Annotated in this window: 21 protein-coding genes; 7 read left to right on the top strand and 14 right to left on the bottom strand. The window is 31.5% G+C overall.

Going from position 1 to position 22,789, the window contains the following annotated elements; genetic code table 11:
* Positions 1 to 56: 56 nt before the first annotated feature.
* The 9 genes from ACVC3Y_RS07160 to ACVC3Y_RS07120 all read right to left on the bottom strand — a co-directional run bounded on the left by ACVC3Y_RS07160 (position 57) and on the right by ACVC3Y_RS07120 (position 8,798).
* Positions 57 to 809 (bottom strand): DUF5995 family protein, encoded by a 753-nt coding sequence (locus tag ACVC3Y_RS07160; protein WP_452226501.1) that lies wholly within the window; start codon positions 807 to 809, stop codon positions 57 to 59.
* 40 nt (positions 810 to 849) lie between these two features.
* Positions 850 to 1,365, bottom strand: a complete 516-nt coding sequence (locus ACVC3Y_RS07155) for a YybH family protein (RefSeq protein WP_303424092.1) — start codon at positions 1,363 to 1,365, stop codon at positions 850 to 852.
* Positions 1,346 to 2,260 carry a tRNA (adenosine(37)-N6)-dimethylallyltransferase MiaA gene (gene miaA, locus ACVC3Y_RS07150; protein ID WP_452226531.1) on the bottom strand — a complete coding sequence of 305 codons (915 nt, stop codon included), beginning with the start codon at positions 2,258 to 2,260 and terminating at the stop codon, positions 1,346 to 1,348. Before miaA ends, ACVC3Y_RS07155 begins: the two co-directional genes overlap by 20 nt.
* 16 nt (positions 2,261 to 2,276) lie before the next feature.
* A complete protein-coding gene (locus ACVC3Y_RS07145; RefSeq protein ID WP_303424093.1) occupies positions 2,277 to 3,125 on the bottom strand; it encodes an ion transporter in 849 nt (282 codons plus the stop codon).
* Positions 3,126 to 3,319: 194 nt separating this feature from the next.
* Entirely contained in the window at positions 3,320 to 4,684 is a 1,365-nt protein-coding gene (locus tag ACVC3Y_RS07140; protein ID WP_452226500.1) for an exonuclease domain-containing protein, read from the bottom strand.
* A gap of 108 nt (positions 4,685 to 4,792) precedes the next feature.
* A complete protein-coding gene (locus ACVC3Y_RS07135; RefSeq protein WP_452226499.1) occupies positions 4,793 to 5,449 on the bottom strand; it encodes a YggS family pyridoxal phosphate-dependent enzyme in 657 nt (218 codons plus the stop codon).
* Positions 5,450 to 5,564: 115 nt separating this feature from the next.
* Positions 5,565 to 6,803, bottom strand: a complete 1,239-nt coding sequence (locus tag ACVC3Y_RS07130) for a DUF1015 domain-containing protein (protein ID WP_452226498.1) — start codon at positions 6,801 to 6,803, stop codon at positions 5,565 to 5,567.
* A 63-nt stretch (positions 6,804 to 6,866) separates the two neighbouring features.
* The gene (locus ACVC3Y_RS07125; RefSeq protein WP_452226497.1) at positions 6,867 to 7,757 is read right to left on the bottom strand and encodes a 3-hydroxyacyl-CoA dehydrogenase family protein; all 891 of its coding nucleotides are present in this window, start codon (positions 7,755 to 7,757) and stop codon (positions 6,867 to 6,869) included.
* A gap of 81 nt (positions 7,758 to 7,838) precedes the next feature.
* Positions 7,839 to 8,798: a Gfo/Idh/MocA family protein gene (locus tag ACVC3Y_RS07120; protein ID WP_303424098.1), complete on the bottom strand. Its 960-nt coding sequence runs from the start codon at positions 8,796 to 8,798 to the stop codon at positions 7,839 to 7,841.
* A gap of 209 nt (positions 8,799 to 9,007) precedes the next feature.
* On the opposite strand from ACVC3Y_RS07120, the gene ACVC3Y_RS07115 reads away from it, so the two are divergent.
* Together ACVC3Y_RS07115 and ACVC3Y_RS07110 are read left to right on the top strand one after the other, a co-directional pair.
* Positions 9,008 to 9,280 (top strand): hypothetical protein, encoded by a 273-nt coding sequence (locus ACVC3Y_RS07115; RefSeq protein ID WP_452226496.1) that lies wholly within the window; start codon positions 9,008 to 9,010, stop codon positions 9,278 to 9,280.
* Between the two features lie 120 nt (positions 9,281 to 9,400).
* Entirely contained in the window at positions 9,401 to 10,042 is a 642-nt protein-coding gene (locus tag ACVC3Y_RS07110) for a protein-L-isoaspartate(D-aspartate) O-methyltransferase (RefSeq protein WP_303424100.1), read from the top strand.
* Positions 10,043 to 10,192: 150 nt separating this feature from the next.
* Here ACVC3Y_RS07110 and smpB read toward each other — a convergent pair whose 3' ends face one another.
* Positions 10,193 to 10,648, bottom strand: a complete 456-nt coding sequence (gene smpB / locus ACVC3Y_RS07105) for an SsrA-binding protein SmpB (RefSeq protein ID WP_303424101.1) — start codon at positions 10,646 to 10,648, stop codon at positions 10,193 to 10,195.
* Between the two features lie 85 nt (positions 10,649 to 10,733).
* Between smpB and ACVC3Y_RS07100 the strand changes: the two genes are divergently transcribed.
* Positions 10,734 to 11,471: a DUF6503 family protein gene (locus ACVC3Y_RS07100; protein WP_303424102.1), complete on the top strand. Its 738-nt coding sequence runs from the start codon at positions 10,734 to 10,736 to the stop codon at positions 11,469 to 11,471.
* 4 nt (positions 11,472 to 11,475) lie between these two features.
* Here ACVC3Y_RS07100 and deoD read toward each other — a convergent pair whose 3' ends face one another.
* Positions 11,476 to 12,174, bottom strand: coding sequence for a purine-nucleoside phosphorylase (gene deoD / locus ACVC3Y_RS07095; protein WP_303424103.1), 699 nt, complete (start codon positions 12,172 to 12,174; stop codon positions 11,476 to 11,478).
* 53 nt (positions 12,175 to 12,227) lie between these two features.
* A complete protein-coding gene (gene deoC / locus ACVC3Y_RS07090; RefSeq protein WP_303424104.1) occupies positions 12,228 to 12,896 on the bottom strand; it encodes a deoxyribose-phosphate aldolase in 669 nt (222 codons plus the stop codon).
* 174 nt (positions 12,897 to 13,070) lie between these two features.
* On the opposite strand from deoC, the gene ACVC3Y_RS07085 reads away from it, so the two are divergent.
* The 3 genes from ACVC3Y_RS07085 to ACVC3Y_RS07075 all read left to right on the top strand — a co-directional run bounded on the left by ACVC3Y_RS07085 (position 13,071) and on the right by ACVC3Y_RS07075 (position 16,921).
* On the top strand, positions 13,071 to 13,727 hold the full coding sequence (locus ACVC3Y_RS07085) for an OmpW/AlkL family protein (protein ID WP_452226495.1): 657 nt from the start codon (positions 13,071 to 13,073) through the stop codon (positions 13,725 to 13,727).
* A gap of 109 nt (positions 13,728 to 13,836) precedes the next feature.
* On the top strand, positions 13,837 to 15,321 hold the full coding sequence (gene mqo / locus ACVC3Y_RS07080; RefSeq protein WP_452226494.1) for a malate dehydrogenase (quinone): 1,485 nt from the start codon (positions 13,837 to 13,839) through the stop codon (positions 15,319 to 15,321).
* A 169-nt stretch (positions 15,322 to 15,490) separates the two neighbouring features.
* Positions 15,491 to 16,921: a T9SS type A sorting domain-containing protein gene (locus ACVC3Y_RS07075; protein ID WP_452226493.1), complete on the top strand. Its 1,431-nt coding sequence runs from the start codon at positions 15,491 to 15,493 to the stop codon at positions 16,919 to 16,921.
* Positions 16,922 to 17,106: 185 nt separating this feature from the next.
* On the opposite strand, the gene clpB is transcribed toward ACVC3Y_RS07075, so the two are convergent.
* Positions 17,107 to 19,716 (bottom strand): ATP-dependent chaperone ClpB, encoded by a 2,610-nt coding sequence (gene clpB / locus ACVC3Y_RS07070; protein ID WP_303424108.1) that lies wholly within the window; start codon positions 19,714 to 19,716, stop codon positions 17,107 to 17,109.
* Between the two features lie 243 nt (positions 19,717 to 19,959).
* Here clpB and ytxJ point away from each other — a divergent pair, with 243 nt between their 5' ends.
* On the top strand, positions 19,960 to 20,340 hold the full coding sequence (ytxJ, locus tag ACVC3Y_RS07065) for a bacillithiol system redox-active protein YtxJ (protein ID WP_452226492.1): 381 nt from the start codon (positions 19,960 to 19,962) through the stop codon (positions 20,338 to 20,340).
* Here ytxJ and ACVC3Y_RS07060 read toward each other — a convergent pair.
* The gene (locus tag ACVC3Y_RS07060; RefSeq protein ID WP_452226491.1) at positions 20,337 to 22,745 is read right to left on the bottom strand and encodes a hypothetical protein; all 2,409 of its coding nucleotides are present in this window, start codon (positions 22,743 to 22,745) and stop codon (positions 20,337 to 20,339) included. The genes ytxJ and ACVC3Y_RS07060 overlap by 4 nt on opposite strands.
* Positions 22,746 to 22,789: the final 44 nt, after the last annotated feature.

Below are 22,789 nucleotides of genomic sequence, written 5' to 3'. Positions count from 1 at the left end.
TTTTTTAAGTTGGATTTTTTATTTTATGTTTTTTTTAAAAAAATTAGCTGAGACTTTTAAGCTTTAAGTTTAGATATAATAAGGCCAACATTTTTTTCTTCAAATTTACCTATAAGTTGTAAGGCAAATTTTAAAATTTTAGATTTTGGCGATTTAATAATTTGGGAAAGCTTTACAACCAGTAAGTCAATTTTATTTATAGCTTCAGTATTGTTGTTATTTCCTAAAGCCCATAATAAATTAGCATTATTCCAAGCTTGTTGTCTTGCTTTTCGCATACTAAAGTCTATTATTTTTTCATCGGTTTTTTTTCCAATAAAATCTAAGAGAAACATAAGGCGTGACACCTTACTTAGTCGGTCTTGCATTTCATTAACAATATGAAAAAGAATATCATTTACTTTATTAAAATCGTTTTCAATTGTAATTAAATTAGAATTCACCATCGTTGTACTTGTAGAAATACTCAGGTCTAAATTTATATGTGCATTCATACCTAAAAGTATGTGCTGTAAAATAGTAAGACTTTCGTTTTTGGCATAAAACGCAAATTCCCAGGATTTACTTACAGGTGTCTTTTTAGAATAATTAGCATGAGCATCTAAATAAAGGTTTGCAAAAGCAACATCTAATTTTTCTAAACGTTCATTATCTTCAAAATTTCCTAATAAAATTTCCTTTTGTATTTCAGCAGTCGTTCTTCGGTATATAAAAGCAAATAAGCCAACTCTATCATTATTTAATATAGCTTGTTCTATAATAGCGTCTAATTGATTTAAAACTTCTTGGATGGTTGTTGCTCGACTCATCTATTTGTTTTTAAGGATAGATATATTTAATTATTAAGAGTTATTCTTGCTTTAGGTCAGTAGATTTTTCAATAGAACTAGCGTGATCTTTTATGATGTACCAAGTGTTATCTATTTTTTGAAGCGCATAACTTACATGCATTCTATTAAAATAGGGTTTTCCATTTCTTTCGGGTTCTCGATATATGATTTCGGTAATAGCGATGCCAAAATCGGTTCCAATTTCTGTATTTAATATTTTAGTTTCAAAAGTCCATGGTGTTTTCGATGCAAACCATGCTTTATGATATGCTATAAAATCGGCAACAGTATTGGTGATTTCTGTTTTTGGTAAAATAAGTTGCATATTTCCTTTTGGAGATAGAGTGCTTTTTAAGGTTTTTAAGTCTTTATTTGAAACGGCATTTAAATGTTTTTGCATGGTTTCAACAAAAAGCAATTCGTTTTTAGCACTGTAATCTATTAGCGGGTTTCTATGTTCTTTTTTTTCACAAGAAAGTAGAAGAAAACTTAGCATTATGAAAACACAGGGTATTCTATTTGGTATTGATTTCATGTGTGATTTTTTTAATTATTGGTTCTAGTGCTGTTTTATAATCAAACCATAAGGTTTTCTCATTTCTTTTAAACCACGTAAGTTGACGCTTAGCAAATCTGCGAGAATTCTTTTTTATTTCGCTGATTGCAAATTCTAACGACCACGTTTCACTAAAATAATTAAAAATCTCCTTATAACCAACAGTGTTTAAGGCGTTTAATTTTTTGTTTGGAATTAATTTTTTCACTTCGTCTAGCAAACCTTCTTCTAGCATAATATCTACACGTGTATTAATTCGGTTATAAATAATATCTCGATCTGCTGTTAAACCAATAGTTATTGTTTTAAAAGGCCTCCTGTTTTTTTCTTTATTAATAAAAGAAGCATAGGGTTTTCCTGTGCCAATACAGACTTCTAGTGCTCGAATAACCCGTTGGGGATTTTTTAATGCAATGGTATTATAAGTCGCTTCGTCTAATTCTTTTAATTGTTTTTGAAGCGTTTCTAAACCTTCGTTTTTTAACCGAATATTCAGTTTTTCTCGAATGCTTTTATCTACATCTGGAAAATAATCTAATCCTTTAGTTACGGCATCTACATATAATCCTGAACCACCAACCATAATTACTACATCATGCATTTTATGTAGCTCTTCAAGTTTTTGTATCGCATCTTTTTCGAAAGAGCCAACACTGTATTCCTCTTGAATAGATTTATGGTGAATAAAATGATGTTTCGCTTCAGCCAATTCTTGTGGAGTAGGAGCAGCAGTGCCAATTTGCATTTCTTTGAAAAATTGTCTAGAATCTGCCGAAATAATTTCGGTATTATAATGTTGCGCAAGTTTAATACTAAGGCTTGTTTTCCCAATTGCTGTTGGTCCAACTATAGAAATTAGGTATTTAGGAGTAATAATCAAAAGGCGTTATTTAAGGATGCAGTTTTTCACCACAATTATAACAAAAGTCTGCGTTGTCTTGGTGTTTTTCTTTTAAACAATTTCTGCAAGATTGAGAGTTTACGTGGACAGTATCCTCTTTTTTTTGTTTTTCTTCTTTGTTTTGGTTGGTATATTCTGCAGAAACAATTCCTGTTGGTACCGCAATAATTCCGTACCCTAAAATCATGACTAAAGATGCTATAAATTGCCCCAAAGGGGTTTGTGGAGCAATATCACCAAAACCTACAGTTGTAAGTGTTACAATGCACCAATATACACTTTTAGGAATGTTTGTAAAACCATTTTCTTCGCCTTCAATCATATACATGATAGTACCTAAAATAACAGCAACAATTATCACTGCAAATAAAAACACAGATATTTTTGCTCTACTTGCTTTTAAAGCATTTACCAAATTGTTTGAAGCTCCTAAGTAACGTGCCAGTTTTAATATTCTAAATACGCGTAATAAACGTAAAGCTCTTAAGGCTGCAAGTGCATGAACTCCTCCAAAAATTAGCGATAAGTATTTTGGAATTGTAGAAAGTAAATCTATAACACCATAAAAACTAGTAATGTATTTTAAAGGCTTATTTACCGTTATAATTCTTGCTATATATTCTATAGAAAATAAAATCGTTATTATCCATTCTGAAATATTAAGAAGATTATGATATTTTATATCGATGCTTTTTACACTTTCTAGCATAACTAGTAAGATACTTGCAATAATTGCAACAAGTAATACTACATCAAATAATTTACCTGCAGGAGTATCTGCTTCATAAATAATTTCATGAAGTCTTTCTTTCCAGTTTTTGTAAGATGTGTTACTCATAGTTTCAAAAGTAGTGAAAAAGATTTATTACTTCCTTTTTAATACAATAGATGTGTTGTTTTGTATACTAACTACTTTATTTATTGTTTTTTTTAAGATGGGTAAAATTCTTTAATCCACAAGTAAACCGTAGTGATTGTCCCAAAAAGGTTGTAGTGATGAGTAAGGATAAAAGTAGGTAAGGTTTATTCATTCTAATCTAAAGTTAAAACTTTTATTCTTTTATTTCGTCTTAAATAACTTTTAATAATATGTTGGGTATCTCTATTGTTTTCCATTGGAGTAATAATAGATTCTAAAACATCTATATTGTTTATTTGATAGTTTAGATTGTAAAATCCTATGCCTTTAAATACGCCATTTTGAATTAGAATTGCCGCGCGTTCATCGATATCACGACCTCGGTCTATAATTACAATGTTTTCGCTAACAAATGCATTTTTATTAATAAGTTGTAGTACACGTTTGTTATAGTTTTCTACCTCTTCTTCTTGTATGCAAGCACCTTCGCAAGATTTAATGGAGTAATTAAAACAGCTTGTTTTGGTATCGTATAAACCATTTAATTTTTGACAAAGGTTGTATTCTTCTGTTCTGCTAAACATAAAACTTTTTGCACTTTGTCTATTGCTAAAAGTGGTTATTGGTTTTTTGCGTCCATCTACTTTATCAATTTTTAGGTTGATATAGCCTTTTTCGTCTGTATAACTATATAATGCGTGCGTAAAAATGGTTTTTCTTAAAGCTCTATTGTAAATAGGCTTGTTCTGTTTAATAGCTTCGCTTTCTTTTAATAAAGCGACTAGTTCACTTCCACAGGATTCGTAGGTTACAGTAGCTACTTGTAATTGTATTTTTTTAGATTTATGGGAAGTTCCCGTAAAGTGTTGGTTTACTCGTTTTCTTATGTTTTTGCTTTTACCAATATAAATAATTTCGCCATCTGCTTTATGCATAAAATAGACTCCAGTTATTGATGGTAAAGTTTCTATAATATTTAATAATCTCGATTCTACTTGATTCTTAGGTTCTTGTCTAATAGATTCTTGAATAATATTTTTTTTCAAATCTTTATCTAGTAGCATTTTAAAGAGCTTGACTGTTGCAAATGCATCTCCAGAAGCTCTATGTCTATCTGCAACAGGGATTCCTAAAGCTCTGGTTAGTTTACCTAAGCTATAGGAAGGCTGATCTGGAATAAGTTCTTTAGAGAGTTCTACTGTGCAAAGGGTTTTACGTTTAAAATCGAAACCTAATCGTCTAAATTCTGTACGTAAAATTCTATAATCAAATTTAGCATTATGTGCTACTAAAATTGTTTCTTCAGTAATCTCTACAATGCGTTTTGCAATCTCGTAAAACTTAGGAGCATTACGTAACATATTGCTGTTTATTCCAGTAAGGTTAACTACAAAAGGTTGTATTTCTCGTTCTGGATTTACTAGGCTTATAAATTGGTCTACTATTTCGTGACCATTGTATTTGTAGATAGCAATCTCTGTAATTCCTTCTTCATTATACTTTCCACCTGTGGTTTCTATGTCTACTATTGTGTACAATACATTTAAAATTTAATAGTTAAAAACTAAAAGTTATTTAGTTTTTGATTTCATAGTATTTATTGTCGAAACTAATTTTTTATTTTAAAAATTGATTTTCTATATTCTCTATTGGTTACGTACGCCAAATATACTACTTCCAACGCGAACCATAGTACTGCCGCAATCTATTGCTAGTTTATAATCGCCACTCATTCCCATGGATATGGTTGTTAGCTTTTGATTGTATAGCTTTAAGTCATTAAAAGTAGACTTTAATAGATTAAATTCACTTCGGATTTGTTCTTCGTTATCGGTAAAAGTAGCCATTCCCATAACACCAATTACATTAACGTTTTTTAATTCTGAAAATTCTTTTGATTGTAATATTTCGGAAGTTTCATTAGCAGTCATACCAAATTTAGAGTCTTCGGAAGCTATTTTTATTTGTAACAAACAATCTATAATTCGGTTATGTTTCGCAGCTTGTTTGTCAATTTCTTTTAATGTTTTAAAGTTTTCTACACCATGAATTAAACGTACAAAGTGTGCCATGTACTTTACTTTGTTTCGTTGTACATGACCAATCATGTGCCATTGGATATCTTTTGGCATCTCATCAAACTTTTCTACCATATCTTGAATCTTATTTTCGCCAAAAATGCGTTGTCCAGATTGATATGCTTGCATGATGTCGCTTACAGGTTTGGTTTTAGAAACAGCAACAAGTGTTACGTTTTTTGGTAGCTGCGATTGTATGTCTTGTAAATTTTTTGTTATGCTCATATTATTTCCTGCACAAGCAGAAATTTTATTAATGTTATTGACTCATTTTAGTAATTCCTCAGGTTGCTCGACTGCGATCAGAATGACAAATAATTTTTATTTTTTAGCCTTAAAGCTAAAATTCATAAATGGTTACGCCACTTCGTAATTTAGGTTCAATATAAGTGCTCTTCGGAGGCATTTTTAGTCCATCGTCTGCTATTTGTTTCATTTCTGGAATCGATACAGGAACCATACCAAAACCGACTGCAAATTCACCATTATCGATGCTGCTTTTTAAATTGATAATATCTTTCTTTCCGTTCAAATATTTAATCCTTCTGTCATTTCTTAAATCGTCAATACCTAAAATAGGTTGCAAAATTGTTTTATAAAGCAGTTGTGCATCTAAAGCGTCTAACGAATTAATAAAGGAATACTTTGTTTTTCGTAAATATAAAGAATAAAAATCGCCATCTAAATACATGCTAAAATGATGTTTTTTACTTGGTTTATATGGTATTATCCCTCTGTTTTCAATTCTAAAAGCAGTATCTAATTTAATTAGAAAGGCCTCTTTAGATAGGCCATTTAAATCTTTAACCAGTCTATTAAATTCATGAATACGAAGTTCGGATTCAGGTATTAGAAAACTCATAAAGAAATTATAAGCTTCTTTCTCGTTGTGATTGGGGTTGCTTTCTTTTAAATCTTTGCTTAATAAATAGGAAGAGGAACAACGATGATGCCCATCTGCAATATAGATGGTTTCCATGTTTTTAAATTCTTCAGTAATGGTTTTAATAGTTGTTTCGTCTTCTATTTTCCAAAGATAGTGTGTGTCTCTATAGGTTGTTGTAAACTCAAATTCTGCTCGTTCCTTTTCGGTTTCCTTTAAAATGGAAGCAATAATTTTATTATCAGGATAGGTGAGTAGTACAGGTTCTGCATTAAATCCAACCGTTTTTAAATATTCTTTAAAAATGGTTTCGCGATGCTCTAAAGTGTCTTCGTGTTTTCTAATAATATTATTTTCATAATCTTCTGCACTTGTTGCAGCAACGATACCATGAAAAATCTGCTTTTCTCTATCTACAATTTTATAAATGTAAAAGGAAGGCTTTTTATCTTGAACAAAAATGTTATCTTCTTTAAATTCTGAATATCTATTCTTTACTAAAGTATAGCGTTCTTCCCCAGTAATTTCATGTGCATATTTGTAACCAGGATTTACAATGTGTAAAAACGAAAACGGATTGTAATCTAATCGCGCTTCTCGTTCTGCTTGCGTGTAGGTTTGATAGGAGCGTGAGGCAACCAGACTTACTTTGTCTCGTGTAGGTCTAACTGCTTTAAAAGGTTTTATCGTTGCCATATTTTTTATTTGTCATTGCGAGAACGAAGGACTTGGCAATCTTTTTTCACAACATATTATTTTTTACTTCAAAAATTGCTTAGCAACATGTTCTGCTTTTCTGCTCTCAGAATAATCATAAAAACCTTCTCCAGATTTTACCCCTAATTTACCAGCACTTACCATATTTACTAACAGTGGGCAAGGCGCGTATTTAGGGTTTTTAAACCCGTCATACATTACATTTAAAATAGAAAGGCATATATCTAACCCAATAAAATCTGCTAATTGTAATGGTCCCATTGGATGCGCCATACCAAGCTTCATAACGGTGTCAATTTCTTGTACTCCCGCTACGCCGTTGTATAAGGTTTCAATTGCTTCATTAAGCATTGGCATTAAAATTCTATTGGCAACAAAACCAGGGTAATCGTTAACTTCTGTAGGCGTTTTTCCTAATTGTTTAGAAAGTTCCATGATGGTTTGTGTTACTGCGTCACTTGTATTGTAACCTCTTATGATTTCAACCAATTTCATAATTGGTACAGGATTCATAAAATGCATACCAATTACTTTTTCTGGACGATTAGTAACTGCAGCAATTTGCGTTATAGAGATAGATGAGGTGTTAGATGCTAAGATGGTGTCTTCCGCGCAAGTTTTGTCTAATTGTTTAAAAATATTAAGTTTTAAATCTACATTTTCTGTTGCTGCTTCTACAACAAGGCTGGCGTTTTTAACGCCTTCTGGAATAGTAGTAAAGGTTGTAATGTTTCCTAAAGTGTTTGCTTTGTCCGTTTCTGTAATTTTTCCTTTAGCGACCATTCTGTCTAAATTTTTAGCAATGGTTTGCATGCCTCTTTCTAGAGATGCTTCACTAATGTCTATAAGTTGTACTTGGAATCCAGATTGTGCAAAAGTATGCGCAATTCCATTCCCCATGGTTCCAGCTCCAATTACTGCTACGTTTTTCATAAAAAAGAGAAGTTATATTTTTTCCTGTTAAAGGAAATTGTGATTAATTGTTCGTTTGTTTTTATTTGTTTACCGTGTCTACTAAAATTGATCAATTATCATGTTAGCTACACGTAAAGCTTCTGTACCATCATGTAGGGTTACAATAGGTTTTGTGTTGTTATTTATTGCATCTGCAAAAGTTTCTAATTCGTCAAGAATAGCGTTATTTCCATCTACTTCAGGGTTATCGAAATAAATTTGTTTTTTTACACCTTCCGCATTTTGTAGAATCATGTCGAAATCGCCAGGAGTTTCTGGGGCATCTTTCATTTTAACTACCTCACATTTTTTTTCTAAAAAATCTACAGAAACATATGCATCACGTTGAAAGAAACGTGTTTTTCGCATGTTTTTTAAAGAAATCCTACTTGCTGTAAGGTTAGCTACACAGCCATTTACAAACTCTATTCTTGCATTAGCGATATCTGGCGTGTCACTAATTACAGATACTCCACTAGCACTAACATGTTTTACTTTAGATTGTACTACGCTTAATATAATGTCTATATCGTGTATCATTAAATCTAAAACTACGGGAACATCTGTGCCACGAGGATTAAATTCGGCTAAACGATGTGCTTCAATAAACATTGGTTTGTCAAGCATGTCTTTAACAGCAATAAAGGCTGGGTTAAATCTTTCAACATGACCAACTTGACCTTTTACACCATATTCGGCAACTAAAGTTCTAAGGGTTTCAGCTTCTTCAACGGTATTGGTTATTGGTTTCTCAATAAAAATATGTTTGCCTTTTGCTATCGCTTGTCTTGCACAATCGTAATGAGAAAGTGTAGGCGTGACTATGTCTACCACGTCTACAGCTTCAATAAGTTTGTCAATAGAATCAAAATAAGTGTAACCAAATTCGGCAGCAACTTTTTTTGCATTTTCTTTGTTAGCATCATAGAAACCAACAAGGTTGTATTTTTTAGATTGATGAAGTAATCTTAAATGAATTTTCCCAAGATGACCAGCACCAAGAACACCTGCTTTCAGCATACTTTTACGTTTTTAACAAAAATAAGATTTTTAATTTTTTAATTGTTAATTCTCCGGAATCTTTTTAAAGGAATTCCTATTAAGAAAGCCTTAACTACCTTTTAACGTAAGTTTGTGATTTGTGCGAAATCTATTGTTAAAGCGTAAAACGTAAATATAATGTACTACTTATAAGAGCACATATTGTTTAACTAAAATTCTATAAAATCATGAAAAAATTAATCATAACATTAAGCGGAGTATTTTTTATATCAACTACTATTTCAGCAAGTAATGGCACATCCGATTTACAAGTTAAAACCTTAAAAACTAAAGTAGATACCTACTATAATAATTACAAAAAAGACATGTATTTGTGGGAAGTAGAGAGTAATTATGGAACAGCAAGAGGGTATTCGGCTTCTTTAGAGAAAGCAAAAGAAATGATCGCTTTAGTAGGTAAAGAAGATGTTACAACATATAAAATTATTGTAAGTAATTAAAAGATAATTCTCTAAAAAGAAAGTATCAAGTTATTCTAATTTGATGCTTTTTTTTTGCATTTTTATTTATGGTCTTTAAAATCTTTGTTTAATTTTAGCATCCTAAACGAACTTACTTTTTTGAAAGATACATTTAAACACCAAGGATTAAGGCAAAAACTAGTGGATGTTCTAGTTGCTAAGGGAATACAAGATAAACAAGTTCTAGCTGCTATTAGAAAAATACCTAGACATTTGTTTATGGATTCCAGTTTTTTAGATCATGCATACCAAGATAAAGCTTTTCCTATTGCGGCAGATCAAACTATTTCGCAACCATATACAGTCGCTTTTCAATCGGAATTATTACAAGTAAAACCTACCGATAAAGTTTTAGAAATTGGTACAGGAAGTGGTTATCAAACAGCAGTTTTGTGCGAGTTAGGGGCAAAAGTGTATAGTATAGAAAGACAACAAGAACTTTTTAAAAAAACGAGTAAGTTTTTACCTAAACTTGGCTACAGGCCAAAGAAACTCATTTTTGGAGATGGTTATAAAGGTTTAAAATTAGAAGCGCCTTTTGCTAGTATTATTGTAACAGCTGGGGCTCCTTTTGTTCCAACACCTTTGTTAAGCCAGTTAGCCATTGGAGGGCGTTTAGTTATTCCGGTAGGAGGCGATGTACAAACGATGACCTTATTTATTAGAAAAGGAGAAAAAGAATTTGAAAAACACGAGTTTGGCGAGTTTCGTTTTGTACCTCTATTAGAAGATAAGAATTAATAAAATATAGGCACAGATTCAGTACGTAAATACGTTAATGTTATATTACTTATTTATAAATTATGTTTATTAACAAGGAACAATAAACCTTATTTTGAGGGAGTTGTAGAAATAAAAAAGGATTGTTAATAAAGAATGTTTGTGTGTTGATTAAAAATTTTTCTTAATTCGATCTAGATCACGCTTATTATCTCTGTCTTTCATCGTCTCTCTTTTGTCAAAAAGCTTTTTACCTTTAGCAAGAGCTATGTCTAGTTTAGCCAAACCTTTTTCGTTTAAAAATAATCGAAGCGGAACAATTGTCAAACCTTTTGTGTTTACATCTTTGGCTAGTTTTTTTAACTCACGCTTGTTTAACAAAAGTTTACGTTCTGCTTTTGGCCTGTGGTTATAATAGTTACCATAAACATATTCTTGAATAGTCATGTTTATAACAAACAGTTCTCCTTGTTCATTAAACTCGCAAAAACTTTCTGCAATAGAGGCTTTACTATCTCTAATAGATTTTATTTCGGTTCCAGTTAAAACAATTCCAGCAGTATATTTATCGAGTATCTCGTATTCGAATCTTGCTTTTTTGTTTTTTATGTTTACAGTGTTTTGCATGGTTGCCAAAATTACACAATTAAATTAAGTACTTAAATGTTATTAATTGAATAATTTTGCGACAACCTAAAGAAAAAAATAATTCATGCAAAATTTAAAATATATAGTTGTCGTTTGTTTTCTTTTTATTGCTTGTAATTCAAAAAAAACAGAAACAGCAAATGCTATTGTTGATAAGGCAATTGAGGTAGCAGGAGGGGAAAAATATGTAACTGCAGAAATTGATTTTAATTTTAGAGACAAGCATTACAAGGCTATTCGTGATACAGAAAAATATCAGTACGAACGTGTGTTTAAAGACTCTGTTTCTATAATTCGTGATGTTTTAAATAATAAAGGATTTACAAGGTTTATAGATGATAAAGCTATAACGATAGCAGATAGTGTGGCTGTAAAATATGAAGCTTCAGTTAATTCTGTGCATTATTTTGCTTTGCTTCCTTATGGTTTAAATGATTCAGCTGTTATTAAAAACAAACTAGGGGAAGTAGTTGTTAAAGGAAAAAAGTATCATAAAATTAAAGTAACTTTTAATCAAGAGGGAGGCGGTGAAGATTACGAAGATGTTTTCGTGTATTGGATTAATTCTGAAACATATACTGTAGATTATTTAGCATACTCTTATCAAGAAGTATCTGGTGTTGGTATGCGTTTTCGTGAAGCCTATAATGTAAGAATCGTTAATGGTTTACGTTTTGTAGATTATAATAATTATGCTCCTAAAGACAAAAGCCTACATCTTATAGAAACAGACAAGGCTTTTGAAAAGGGGAATTTAAAATTATTATCCAAAATAGAACTAAAAGACATAATAGTGAAATAAAGGCTTATGCTAATTCTAAGGCAATTTCTATCATATCTTTAAAGGTAGTTTCTCTTTCTTTACTTGTTGTTGTTTCCCCAGTTACTAAAGAGTCCGAAATAGTAAGTATTGTTAGTGCATTTGCGTTATGCTTTGCAGCAACTGTATACAAACCAGCAGTTTCCATTTCGACGCATAGGACACCAAATTTGCTCCATTTTTTATACGATTCAAAATCGTCAGCATAAAACTCATCGCTAGTAAAAACATTTCCAGCTTTTATTGCAACATTTTTAGTTTTTGCTGCTTCTACAGCTTTTTGAAATAACTCAAAATTAGCAGTAGGCGCGTAGTCTGCACCTCCAAAACGGAGTTCATTTACTCCTGAATTCGAAGAGGCAGCCATAGCCAAAACTACATCTCTAATTTTAATATGCTTTTGGTATGAACCAGAACTACCAACTCGAATAAGGTTTTTAACACCAAATTGTGTAATTAATTCGTGCGCATATATAGAAATACTAGGCACACCCATTCCAGTTCCCATTACAGAAACACGCTTTCCTTGATACGTCCCCGTATAGCCTAACATACCTCTTACTTCATTAAAGCAAATTGGGTTTTCAAAAAAAGTTTCGGCGATCCATTTTGCGCGTAAAGGGTCACCAGGAAGTAAAATAGTTTCTGCGATATCGCCTTTGTTGGCGCCAATGTGTATGCTCATGTTTTTTGTTTAAAGTTGTAACTTTTTAAAGCTTTTTTGTGTTTTATATAATTTTAGTAATTATTTTCTTTGGCAGTATTTCCTGTAGCGATAGCAATTCCGTTAGAGGTACCTATTCTGTCCACACCCAGATTAATGTAGGTTATAGCTGTTTTTGTATCTCTAATTCCTCCAGAAGCTTTTATTTTTGTATCTCCATTTTTAATAACCGATTTCATAAGTGTTACATCTTTTATTGTTGCTCCTCCAGTACCGAAACCTGTAGAAGTTTTAATAAAATCTGCTCCAGAGTTAATAGCTAATTCACTGGCTTTTATAATTTCTTTTTCTTCCAAATAACAGGTTTCTAAAATAACTTTTAGCGTATGATTTGGTATTACTTTTTTTACCGCTTCAATATCCTGCGATACGGCTTCATAATCTTGACTTTTTAAAAGTCCAATATTTAAAACCATATCAATTTCATCGGCTCCATCTTTTAAAGCCTGCTTGGTTTCCGCAACCTTTGCATTAGTACTCATGGCACCAAGAGGGAAGCCTATAACACTACATGTTTTTACTGTTGTGTTTTTTAATTCTTCTTTAACTAGTGTTACGTAACAAGAGTTTATACATACCGAAAAGAAGTTGTATTCCTTAGCTTCTTTGCATATTTGTAGAATATCTTCTTTAGTTGCAGTTGCTTTTAAAAGCGTATGATCTATATATTTATTTAATTCCATTGTAGTGTAAATTGACTATAAAATTACTTCATTTTATTTAAAAATTAAGGCTAATTTATAAGTATTATTCTTTCCTTAAAAATGAAAAAAAATAAAACGTCAGTCTATGACTTTTGTCATCTTTTAAGGTCTTTTTCACTATTAATTTTGTTTAAAATTTTAACCCAATTAATTATGAGAAAAATATTTATTACCGCTTTAATGGCATGTTTTACTTTCTTTTCAGCTAATGCTCAGGAGAATACATCAGCAGAAAACACAGGATATACTAAATTTCAACTTAGAGTTAGAGCTTTAGTCGTTGCACCAGATGAATCCGCTACCATTGAAGCCATAGGAGGTGATGTTCAAATTACCAATAATTATGTACCAGAATTAGATTTAACTTATTTTTTTACAAAAAATATAGCTGCAGAGTTGATTTTGGCTACAACAAAACATGATGTAAAAGCAGTTGCAACAGCTGCGGGTGATATTCCTTTAGGTTCTGTTAGATTGTTGCCACCAACGTTAACATTACAATATCATTTTAATGGAGATTTAGTACGTCCTTATGTTGGAGCAGGAGTTAATTATTCTTTATTCTTTGATGAAAAATCTGGTCCAGTAGCAGATAAAGTAGAATATGATAACGCTTTCGGATTCGCTTTTCAATTAGGATTTGACTTTGATATTACTGATAAATGGTTTGTTAATTTAGATGCTAAATATTTATTGTTAAACACAGATGTTACTGTCGATGCAACAACAGCATTAGGAGCTACGGTTGGTGCAGATGTTGATATTAATCCTTTTATAGCAGGAGTTGGTATTGGTTATAGACTGTTCTAATTAGAAAGAAGTTTTATTTAAAAGGTCGCTTTTTGCGACCTTTTTTTTTATTTAAAAATTAATTATTTCAAAGGACTTGCATATATTGAAGCCTAAATAATAAAAAAAAATGCAAGATATTAGTAGTGTTAAAGAATACGATTTAATTTGTGTTGGAGGAGGAATTATGAGTGCCACATTAGCACTTATATCAAAAATTATAAAACCAGAATTAAAAATTTTAATCGTTGAACGATTAAGTGCCGTTGCACAAGAAAGTTCTGCTGCATGGAATAACGCTGGAACAGGACATTCTGCACTTTGTGAACTTAATTATTGTCCAGAAAATGAAGATGGATCGGTAGCGATAGAAAAAGCCATTAAAATTTGCCAACAGTTTGAAATCTCTAAACAATTTTGGAGCTATCTAGCAGAAGAAGGATTATTAGAAAGCCCTGAGGAATTTATAGCTGCTGTGCCACATCATAGTTGGGTTATAGGGAAGGGAAATGCCGATTATTTAGAAAACCGTTTCCATGCAATGAAAGATCATTTCATGTTTAATACCATAGAATTTACAAGAGATTCTAATAAAATGAAGGAGTGGTTTCCTTTAATCATGCAAGATAGAAAGGAGGATGAAGTTTTGGCTGCTTCCCGAATTGAAAGAGGTACAGAAGTAAATTATGGAGCTCTTACCAAAAGTCTTTTTAAAATATTAGAAACCAAATACAATACTCCTGTGCATTGTAATATGGAAGTGCAAGATGTAGATCCTAGCGCAGATATTGATTGGACTGTAGAAATAAAAAACCTAGAAACTAAAGAGAAATACAACCTAGAATCCAAACATGTTTTTATTGGCGCAGGAGGAGGAAGCTTGTTGTTACTACAAAAAGTAGAGATTGATGAAAAAGAAGGTTATGGCGGTTTTCCTATTAGTGGCGAATGGTTGGTTTGTAAAAATGAAGAAATTATAAAACAACACAATGCAAAAGTGTATAGTAAAGCAGGAATTGGAGATCCACCAATGTCTACACCACATTTAGATACAAGATATATTAATGGAAAACGCGAACTGCTTTTTGGTCCTTTTGCAGGTTTTAGTCCTAAGTTTTTAAAAGAAGGTTCAAACCTTGACTTATTTAAATCGGTGCAATTGGATAATATTTCCCCTTTACTTGGTGCATTTTGGCACAATTTGCCTTTAACTAAATATTTAATTGAACAAGTCACTTCTAGTCATGAAGATAGAATGCAGGAATTACGAAAATTTGTTAAAGAAGCAAAAAGCGAAGATTGGGAAATTCTTGTTGCTGGTCAACGCGTACAAATCATTAAAAAAGACGAATTTGAAGGAGGTAAACTTCAATTTGGTACAGAGGTAGTAAGTAGTAAAGATGGGAGTATTACTTGTTTGTTAGGCGCTTCTCCTGGAGCTTCTACTGCGCCTTCTGTAATGCTGGAAGTTTTAGAAAAAGCTTTTCCTGAAATTTTAAATACTTCCGAAGGAAAAGAAATATTAAACCAATTAGTTCCCACTTGGAAAAAAGATTTGGATGCTGAAACTTTTCAGCAGCAGCTAGAAAAATCTAAAAAAGCATTAAAATTATAGTGTAAATATGCCAACTCTTCCTATGGTTTTGATGTCGAAAAATATTTTGTTTGCATTTTTTTTAAACCAAGTATAAACCCCTGATTTTTAAGTATTAAAAGGGTGTTTTTTTGCTGATGTATTAAATTTATTTACCTTTCGAAGGCTAATAATCAACTTAATATATATTATGAAAAAACAAAACTTTTTTTTTATGTTGCTATGTCTTATACTTAGCCCAACACTTTTCGCACAACAAGATCAAGATATTCCGGTACCGGAAGATCAAGTTTTTGTCGATGATTTAGTAGTACAAGGTAGTGCAGTTGTCGGTTTCGATGCTATAGATGGTGAATCTTTTGGCTTTGATACTTTTAGGCTTAAAGAAAATAATCTAAGAATTCATTTTGACGATACTTCTGCTAGTGCCTCTTTTCCGGGTAATGACTGGAGAATTTCCATTAACGATACTGCTAATGGCGGTCTTAACTATTTTTCAATAGATGATGCTACATCAAATACAAATCCTTTTAGAATTTTAGCAGGTGCTGGAAACAATGCACTATACATTAACGCCTCGGGTAATGTTGGATTTGGTAATGCTGCACCAGTAGTAGAGTTACACGTTACAGATGGAGATACGCCAACATTACGTTTAGAGCAAAATGGTGCTAATGGTTGGCCGGCGCAAACTTGGGATGTTGGAGGTAATGAAACTAACTTTTTTGTAAGAGATATAACTAATGGGACTTTGTTGCCTTTTAGAATGCAACCAGGAGCTGCAACAAACTCTTTATTTGTTGCTTCTAATGGTAATATAAGTTTGGGAGACGATTCTGCTTCTGAGAAATTAGAAGTAAATGGTAATGTTGCAATTACAGGAAATACATTTATTGCTGGTCAAGCAGGTATTGCTACGATGACTCCAGATGCTAATGCATCTCTAGATCTTGCTGCTACAGATAAGGCGTTGTTGTTAAATAGATTAACTACTGCGGATAGAACAACTTTAGGTGCAAGTGCAGTTGCAGGTATGTTGGTGTATGATACCGATGAAAATAAAACGTACTATTTTGATGGAACTGCTTGGGTAGATCCTTCAAGTGATAACCAAAATTTAGCTTCTGCGTCTTTAACAGCTACGACCTTAACTATTGCTATTGAAGGAGGTACTTCTGTTGCTGTGGATTTAGCACCAATTTTAACACCTTTACAAACAGCAATTACCGATTTAGAAAATGAAAATACTGCGCAACAAGCCCAAATTGACGCCTTAATGGCTAGAATGGATGTTGTGGAAGCTTGTGCTTGTGGTGGAACTTTAGGTATTGCAGATATTTCTGATGATTTAAATGATAATGCAAATATTAGATTAAATCAAAATATCCCAAACCCTTTTCAATCTACTACAACGATAAACTATTTTATACCAAATAAATATAATACTGCTAACATTCAAGTAGTATCTTCTTTAGGTCAAGTGGTTTATGATATTCCTGTTACAAAATTTGGTGATGGTTCGGTTACTTTAACAAAAAACAATTTACAATCTTCAGTTTATTTTTACACGCTTTATGTTGATGGTGAAAAAATAGATACCAAACGATTAGTTGTAGATTAAGAATGAAGTAGAATTTTAAAGTAGATAAAAAAAAACAGCGTGCATCTTAATTTAAGACTTACGCTGTTTTTCAACTAACTAACCAACTTACTATGAAAACGTATAAACTTTTAAGTTATTTTACGTTAACAATACTTTAATATATTTCACTTATTCTTTTGGTTTTCTTTAAGAATAATAGGGTTTTATACTTTTTCTGTAACCAAGCTATTTTGATTTCTAAAAACCAATTCTCCATCAAAAGCATCTAGTAAAATAATACTATCTGTAGTTACAGTTCCTGCAAGTATTTCTTTACTTAAAGCATTTAAAACTTCTTTTTGAATTACTCGTTTTACAGGTCTTGCTCCATATTCTGGATTATACCCTTTGTTTGCTAGATATTCTACAGCTTCTTGTGTAGCATCAAAAGTAATACCTTGTTGTGCTACCATTTTGGTAACCGATTTTAATTGTAAACCAACTATGTCAACAATATTGTCTTTACTTAAAGGAGTAAACATAATGGTGTCGTCTATTCGATTTAAAAACTCTGGTCTTACGCTTTGTTTTAGTATTGCTAAAACATCTACTTTTGCTGCTTCTATAGCAGAGTCTATATCTTTTGTTGCTTCAAAACGTTGTTGTATAATATCACTTCCCATGTTAGAAGTCATGATAATTATTGCATTTTTAAAATCGGCAACACGACCTTTGTTGTCGGTTAATCTACCTTCATCTAATACTTGTAATAAAATATTAAAAGTATCTGGATGTGCTTTTTCAATTTCATCTAATAGGACCACAGAGTATGGTTTTCTTCGAACCGCTTCTGTAAGTTGTCCTCCTTCATCATAGCCAACATATCCAGGAGGAGCACCAACTAATCTGCTTACCGCATGACGTTCTTGGTATTCGCTCATATCTATTCTAGTCATAGCATTCTCATCATCAAAAAGATATTCTGCTAAAGCTTTAGCTAGCTCTGTTTTACCAACGCCAGTTGTACCTAAGAAAAGGAATGTGCCTATTGGTTTTTCAGGGTTTTGTAAGCCAGCTCTACTACGACGTACTGCATCACTTACAGCAACAATAGCTTCTTCTTGACCAACAACACGTTTGTGTAGCTCATCTTCTAGTTTTAAAAGTTTTTCTCTGTCGCTTTGTAGCATTTTGGAAACAGGAATCCCTGTCCATTTGGCAACAACATCTGCAATATCTTCGTAAGTAACTTCTTCTTTAATTAAAGAGCTTTCACTTTGATTTTCTTGCAATTCTTTTTGTAGTTTTTCTAACTGTTCCTGTGCTTCTTTAATTTTTCCATAGCGAATTTCGGCAACTTTTCCATAATCTCCATCTCTTTCTGCGCGTTCTGCTTCTAGCTTAAACTCTTCAATGTTAGATTTTGCTGTTTGTATGTTATCTACAACATCTTTTTCGCTTTTCCATTTTGCAAATATTTCGTTGCGTTCTTCTTTTAAATTAGCTAAATCTGCACGAAGCGATTTTAATTTTGTTTCGTCCTTTTCACGTTTGATCGCTTCAATTTCAATTTCTAATTGCATAATTTTACGATCTAAAACATCTAATTCTTCAGGTTTAGAGTTTATTTCCATGCGAAGTTTGGAAGCGGCTTCATCCATTAAATCAATAGCTTTATCTGGTAAAAAACGATTGGTTATATACCTTTGTGAAAGCTCTACAGCTCCAATAATAGCTTCATCTTTAATACGTACTTTATGGTGTGTCTCGTACTTTTCTTTAATTCCTCTTAAAATAGAAATAGCACTTTCGGTATCTGGCTCATTCACCATTACTTTTTGAAAACGACGTTCTAAAGCTTTGTCTTTTTCAAAATATTTCTGGTATTCATCTAAGGTGGTTGCTCCAATAGCACGAAGTTCTCCACGTGCTAATGCTGGTTTTAAAATATTTGCAGCATCCATTGCGCCTTGACCTCCTCCAGCTCCAACTAATGTATGGATTTCATCTATAAAAAGGACAATGTCCCCATCGCTTTCGGTAACCTCTTTAATAACTGCTTTTAGTCGTTCTTCAAATTCCCCTTTAAACTTTGCGCCAGCTATTAGTGCTCCCATGTCTAATGCAAAAATTTGCTTGTCTATCAAGTTTTCGGGAATATCTCCATCTACTATCCTGTGTGCTAAACCTTCTGCAATAGCAGTTTTACCAGTTCCAGGCTCACCAACTAAAATAGGATTGTTCTTGGTTCTACGCGATAAAATTTGAAGTATTCTTCTAATTTCTTCATCTCTACCTATTACAGGGTCTAGTTTCCCATCTTTAGCTAATTGGTTGAGGTTTTTAGCGTATTTGTTTAAGGAGTTGTATGTTTCTTCTTGGCTTTGCGATGTAACTCTATCTCCTTTACGTAACTCTTCAATAGCAGCTTGTAAGCCTTTTTCGGTAATGCTTTGGTCTTTTAAAACCTGTGCAATTTTACTTTTTGATTTAAAAATAGCTAAAATTAAATGTTCGACAGAAACATAATCATCGTTCATTTTTTTTGCAACAATGGATGCTTCATTTAGTGTTTTTCCTGTTTCTCGAGATAATATTATATCTCCACCAGAAACTTTAGGAAAGCTTTCTAATTCTTTGTCTAAAATTTGTTGTAGTATGGTGATATTAACATTCAATTTTTTTAATAAGAATGGTAGTACATTTTCATCTACTTCAAAAATAGCTTTAAAGAGATGTTCGTTTTCAATTTGTTGATGACCATAACTTTGTGCAATTTGTTGCGCTTGCTGTATGGCTTCTTGCGATTTTATTGTATAATTGTTAAAGTTCATGTTGTTTTATTTTTCTTTATTCTGATAAGTATTAGTCAACAATCTTACCAGTTAAATAGATGAGACAAAATGTCTGATTTGCTGAGTAGCGAAATGACTTTTTGTCTGTTTCTCTGGTTGGGTAAACTAATAGTAAGTTTACAATAATGTTTCGACAAAAAGAATGATTAATATCATTAAAAGGGTATTAGATTGTTTCATTTAAAATTAATTTTGCTTTCTAGCAAATAAAGAATAGAGTGTATGTTTAAAAAAATATTCGGTTCTAAAGAGCCAAAAGAAGTAAAGGTTTTGCCTTGGATACCTTTAAATGATTTGCAACAACTAATGTTTATTGAGGAAAAATCGAAAACAAAAACACAAGTGATATTTAAGCATTCTACACGATGTGGTATTAGTAGAATGGTTATGAATCAATTTATTGCAATGTATGGTTTAACCGAAAAAGATTTGGATTTGTACTATTTAGATTTGCTAAATTATAGAGCTGTTTCTGATGCGGTTGGCGTTAAGTTTATGGTTATGCATGAGTCACCACAGTTATTAGTTATTAAAAATGGAACCCTTATTACTCATGCGTCTCATGGAGGTGTTAATGACATTAAATTAGAGGAATATATCTAATTGCTATTTGTTTTTGTATTAATAGTTGCAATTTTAAATAGCAAATCCCCTTTATCGCTTTGGCCATTAATAATTAGTTTTATGTGTTCTAAATTATCGTTGTAAACTGTTATAAAATTATCTGTGTTTGGTTTTAATTCTATATTTGGTATCCAATCTAGAGTGCTATAATATATTTTAGAATTTTTTGTTGGAAATTGTATATCTTCATTATAATAATTTTCTGTTGAAATTGAAAAACCAAAATCTACATTCCCAATTTTTAATGTAGATAGTGTATTGTTTGAATTTTTAATCGGATTTGTTTCTCCTTTCGTTTTTAGTATTACAACTCCAGCAAACCCATCTAATCCATAACCAGCTCCTGAAGCATTTACTTTAGCTTCTACGATTTCTGTAGCATTAATAGATCTTAGTAAATCGAAATCTGGTACTCTAACACCATTTAAAATTACAGCGACTTCATCATTTCTACTGCCTGGGATAATAGATTTTGCTCCTCTAGTAGATCTTATTTTTGTTGAGAAAACATCTACTTCAATTCCTGGTAAATCTTTAATAACATCCATTACTGTTTCGTTAGGTGAGTATCTGTTTTCTTTTATTTGATACGTTTTTGTAAAGCTACTTGCACGAACTTTAGGGTCTGGATAATCATCTGGGAGAACTGTTTTTTTTGTTTTCGATTGAATAACCACTTCGTCTAGAATTTCTTGTGTTTTTATTTGTTTAGAATCTTGGTCCTCAATTTTGGCATAGGTATAGTTCTTTGCGTACAACTCTTTTAAGTTTTTATTAGAAACAATCTCTGGCTTGTAGTCTATAAAATCTTCATTTACCTTAATAATAGCTTTTAAAAGTCTCCCTTTATTATCGATTAAAGAAAGTTTGTAATTAGAGTTTTGCTTTAGTAAAAGACTATCAAAAACAAAGGTGTTGTTTGGTTTTAATCTAGATACTAAAACAATATTATTTTCTTGTGAAGTAAGCATTATTCTAGAATTTTCACTATTCGCTTTGTTTAGTAATATAGAACCACTAATTCTTGTTCCAATTTCTGGTTTTTTTGTGGATTTTTTGTTTTTTGTAATTACTGAAAAATGATTTTTGTTTTGGGTTTGTATGTATGTATCTAGGTTTTTTAATGTCGATTTATTTAAAAAGTATTTAGCTGCGTTTCCTGTTTTATCGTTTAAATAAGGAGTCACTAAAAAGTCGGAAAGAATATTATTTTGGTTTTGATACATCAACGATTTTTCAGGTAAAACCGAAATGCTAGCATTCGTTTTAGTGTAAATATTTTGGAGGTTTATTTTTAAGGTTGTAGAATCTTTTGAATTGGAAATTTTAGTTACTTCTATTTCTATTTGATTTTTATTAGTATTAAAAATATTACGTTCTGCAATGGGTTGATTTTTATTATTAAAAAGCGTTATGGTATTAATACCATTAAAAAGATCATTTTTAAGTAGCTTTAGGTTATAGCTATAGTATTCTTGACTTATAGTAATGGGGATTACAGATAAAACATGTCCTTTTCTATGTATTACAGCAAAAATAGTGTTCCCTTTTTCTTGCTGAATGGTACTTTTGTTAGTTGTTATTTTTAAGCTAATTGCATCCTTATTTTCCTGATTTTCTTTTTTGTGAATAATAAATCCAGTTTCTTGAGTTTGCGGTATTTTATACTTAGAAGTATTAATCTTTATAGAATATGCATCTTGTTCATAAGGAGTTAGTTGAAAGTTTCCAATTCCATTTTTATCACTATAAAATTCAGTGATTACCTCTCCATTTTTATCTATTACATTCCCATGAACCTTTATTGGTTCGTTGTTTTTTGTACTTGAAAAATATATTGTATTCTCCGTGTTTTTTAAAATAACGTTACTTTCTGGGTAGAATTGAAAGGTAGTATCTGTATTTAAAGATTCTGTGTTTTCTTGTGAAGAAATAAAACCGTCTTCTAAATTATTAATTTTAATGGGTTTAATGTAAGTATTATTAAAATTAGTATTCCAATTGGTGTCTAATTGCAAGTAATATGTATTTGTTTTTATAGTATCCGGTATTTTTATTTTGCCTTCTACTTTTCCATTAGAAACATAAGCTAATTGCTTTGCTATTAGTTTCTTTTCAGCATCGTAAAGGTTTAGATGTAAGTTTGTGGTTTTGTAATTTGGTGTTTCAGTGATATCGTATGCCACATAAGCTTTAAACCAAATATGCTCTCCCGAAAAATAGATTGTTTTATTCGTGTGAACAGCAAATTTCTCTAAATATTCATGATGCAAAAAGTTGTTTTTTGAAACAAAAGATTGTGTTATATTTTGTTCTTCCTTTTGTGCATATGTACTAGTATGAAAACTGAATATAGTGATTAATATAACAATGAATCTTTGCATAATTTTTGTATAGATTTTTTAAAGATAATAATTTAAAATACTAT

The organism is Lacinutrix cladophorae, from assembly GCF_053604645.1.
The sequence above is the reverse complement of the archived record's forward strand: the minus strand, read 5'-3'. Positions and strand labels throughout refer to the sequence as shown.

What these genes read in the sequence shown, in the direction of transcription:
- ACVC3Y_RS07160 (WP_452226501.1), bottom strand. Translation starts at nt 809, where the DNA reads ATGAGTCGAGCAACAACCATCCAAGAAGTTTTAAATCAATTAGACGCT.
- ACVC3Y_RS07155 (WP_303424092.1), bottom strand. Translation starts at nt 1,365, where the DNA reads ATGAAATCAATACCAAATAGAATACCCTGTGTTTTCATAATGCTAAGT.
- ACVC3Y_RS07145 (WP_303424093.1), bottom strand. Translation starts at nt 3,125, where the DNA reads ATGAGTAACACATCTTACAAAAACTGGAAAGAAAGACTTCATGAAATT.
- ACVC3Y_RS07135 (WP_452226499.1), bottom strand. Translation starts at nt 5,449, where the DNA reads ATGAGCATAACAAAAAATTTACAAGACATACAATCGCAGCTACCAAAA.
- ACVC3Y_RS07130 (WP_452226498.1), bottom strand. Translation starts at nt 6,803, where the DNA reads ATGGCAACGATAAAACCTTTTAAAGCAGTTAGACCTACACGAGACAAA.
- ACVC3Y_RS07125 (WP_452226497.1), bottom strand. Translation starts at nt 7,757, where the DNA reads ATGAAAAACGTAGCAGTAATTGGAGCTGGAACCATGGGGAATGGAATT.
- ACVC3Y_RS07120 (WP_303424098.1), bottom strand. Translation starts at nt 8,798, where the DNA reads ATGCTGAAAGCAGGTGTTCTTGGTGCTGGTCATCTTGGGAAAATTCAT.
- ACVC3Y_RS07115 (WP_452226496.1), top strand. Translation starts at nt 9,008, where the DNA reads ATGAAAAAATTAATCATAACATTAAGCGGAGTATTTTTTATATCAACT.
- smpB (WP_303424101.1), bottom strand. Translation starts at nt 10,648, where the DNA reads ATGCAAAACACTGTAAACATAAAAAACAAAAAAGCAAGATTCGAATAC.
- ACVC3Y_RS07100 (WP_303424102.1), top strand. Translation starts at nt 10,734, where the DNA reads ATGCAAAATTTAAAATATATAGTTGTCGTTTGTTTTCTTTTTATTGCT.
- deoD (WP_303424103.1), bottom strand. Translation starts at nt 12,174, where the DNA reads ATGAGCATACACATTGGCGCCAACAAAGGCGATATCGCAGAAACTATT.
- deoC (WP_303424104.1), bottom strand. Translation starts at nt 12,896, where the DNA reads ATGGAATTAAATAAATATATAGATCATACGCTTTTAAAAGCAACTGCA.
- ACVC3Y_RS07085 (WP_452226495.1), top strand. Translation starts at nt 13,071, where the DNA reads ATGAGAAAAATATTTATTACCGCTTTAATGGCATGTTTTACTTTCTTT.
- mqo (WP_452226494.1), top strand. Translation starts at nt 13,837, where the DNA reads ATGCAAGATATTAGTAGTGTTAAAGAATACGATTTAATTTGTGTTGGA.
- ACVC3Y_RS07075 (WP_452226493.1), top strand. Translation starts at nt 15,491, where the DNA reads ATGAAAAAACAAAACTTTTTTTTTATGTTGCTATGTCTTATACTTAGC.
- clpB (WP_303424108.1), bottom strand. Translation starts at nt 19,716, where the DNA reads ATGAACTTTAACAATTATACAATAAAATCGCAAGAAGCCATACAGCAA.
- ytxJ (WP_452226492.1), top strand. Translation starts at nt 19,960, where the DNA reads ATGTTTAAAAAAATATTCGGTTCTAAAGAGCCAAAAGAAGTAAAGGTT.
- ACVC3Y_RS07060 (WP_452226491.1), bottom strand. Translation starts at nt 22,745, where the DNA reads ATGCAAAGATTCATTGTTATATTAATCACTATATTCAGTTTTCATACT.